At 58.2% G+C, this 1,664-nt stretch carries 4 protein-coding genes; all 4 read right to left on the bottom strand.

The window, feature by feature from the left end; all coding sequences use genetic code 11:
* Positions 1–10: 10 nt before the first annotated feature.
* Positions 11–589 (bottom strand): metallophosphoesterase, encoded by a 579-nt coding sequence (locus CW742_RS12175; protein WP_292420743.1) that lies wholly within the window; start codon positions 587–589, stop codon positions 11–13.
* A 6-nt stretch (positions 590–595) separates the two neighbouring features.
* Positions 596–994 (bottom strand): hypothetical protein, encoded by a 399-nt coding sequence (locus CW742_RS12170; protein WP_292420741.1) that lies wholly within the window; start codon positions 992–994, stop codon positions 596–598.
* 8 nt (positions 995–1,002) lie between these two features.
* Positions 1,003–1,191, bottom strand: coding sequence for a hypothetical protein (locus CW742_RS12165; protein WP_292420739.1), 189 nt, complete (start codon positions 1,189–1,191; stop codon positions 1,003–1,005).
* 6 nt (positions 1,192–1,197) lie between these two features.
* Positions 1,198–1,664 (bottom strand): hypothetical protein (locus CW742_RS12160; RefSeq protein WP_292420738.1); only part of this gene is annotated, 467 nt, incomplete at its 5' end.

Below are 1,664 nucleotides of genomic sequence, written 5' to 3'. Positions count from 1 at the left end.
CCGCAACACATCAGCTGGCCCGGTACTCGTCATCACCACGCGGCTTTGCTGCCACCATCTGGCGGATCCACGAGATCCCGGACCCGGAGATCGAGACAGCGTCCCAGAGCAGGGAGGCCAGACCGCCCAGGGTATCATCCGCCCGGCACATGGCAGCCGCAAAAGCCTCGTAGTTCTTCAGCGGGAGGCCTTCCATGGTCACGGCGACATCGAGATCGTAACCGTGCGTGACGTAGTACGAGTGACTGCCGCAGCTGAACCGGAGATCCCGGACGATCCGGAAATCTCCAGGCCAGAGGACATCCTTGCCGTTGCGGTCCGCGATATCCCAGATCGCATAATCGTGGTTGCCGATGACGTAGTCGATCTCGCAATCGATGCCGAACAGCTGCGCGAGGTCCTCGCGGTTCTCGACCAGGACCTGGGCATTCGACCGGCGCCAAAAGTCCAGAAGATCCCCGGCAATGACCAGCCGGTCCGGGGGATCGGATGCCAGCCAGGAGACAAACTGCCGGAATGCGACCCGGTTACAGATAGTCGTGCCCAGGTGCACGTCCGAAAAAATGACGGTACGGGAGTCTCGTACCATGGCTGATTACCCCAGATGGGTAATTTTCAGGAAGAGATCGGCCAGGATGGTCAGGACTTCCGGCCCCTTCGTGATCACTAGGGCCGCGAGCCCAGCCATGGCAACGCAATACTGCGGAAGGGCGGCCCCGGTCGTGTAGGACCGATACCCCCGGATTAAAGCGATCTTGATCTCCGGGGATGTGTCGAGCTTCTCGATCTCGCTCAACTTCAGGAACGTGGGACTGAGGATGCCCTTCAGTCCGTCCTTGATGCCGAACCAGAACGCGATCTTCTTGATTTCCTTGATCTCCTCGGGAGTACACTTCTTCTTGAAGACTGTCTGGGCGAAGGGGGAATACCCCTCGTACAGAACGTCGTCATCAGATTCAGGCTCTGCAGAACCGGATGTTTCGGGGGCGGCCATGGCAGAGCTCACTGAGATAAAGGGACCGGTTCGTACTCCTTCTTGAAATCCTCATCCGAAAGGATGAACGATTCACCGGATCCAGATGTGACGATCCAGTCTCCCTTGTTCCCGACAACGGCGCCGGCTGCGGTCAGGGGTCCTTGGAGCTGTTCAGCCTGCACCTGGACAGTTACCTTGCGCTGAAAAAGAGGCATAGTGGATCAGCCCCCTCCCATCTTCTGGCCGGTGAACTCCAGGATGCACATCTTGGTCGTTTTCCAGACCGTCCGAGACCGAAGCCGGAAGAGAATGTCCCGGTACTCTTCAGTGTAGCCGGCAAGCAGCTCGACCTTGTGCCTTCCGACCGTCCGGTACTTCTGCGGAACCCAGAAGTCCTGGGCACGGCGCTTGACCTGGCGGTCCTCAATCTTGGCCGGGTCCACATCGGTATGGACGCCCTCCTCACCGTGATCTGCGAAGTCTTTCAGCAGCTGACCGTCGATTCTGACACCCAGCATGATGTTGCCCTTACGGACGGGGCGGTAATCGAAGAACATCATCGGGATTTGGTTCACATCGAACGCAACATAATTCGCAGGCGGATTGTGGTAAGCAGAATGCCCGTAGATACCGAGCAGTTCAACCGCACCGCGATCAGGATTATCTGACATGGTTTTTGGTCCTCCTT

Origin of the sequence: Methanoregula sp. (assembly GCF_002835825.1) — an archaeon.
Classification (GTDB): domain Archaea; phylum Halobacteriota; class Methanomicrobia; order Methanomicrobiales; family Methanospirillaceae; genus Methanoregula.
The sequence above is the reverse complement of the archived record's forward strand: the minus strand, read 5'-3'. Positions and strand labels throughout refer to the sequence as shown.

Bases quoted from the DNA above. Each gene is read 5' to 3' on its own strand.
- CW742_RS12165 (WP_292420739.1), bottom strand. From the start codon at position 1,191: ATGCCTCTTTTTCAGCGCAAGGTAACTGTCCAGGTGCAGGCTGAACAG.
- CW742_RS12170 (WP_292420741.1), bottom strand. From the start codon at position 994: ATGGCCGCCCCCGAAACATCCGGTTCTGCAGAGCCTGAATCTGATGAC.
- CW742_RS12175 (WP_292420743.1), bottom strand. From the start codon at position 589: ATGGTACGAGACTCCCGTACCGTCATTTTTTCGGACGTGCACCTGGGC.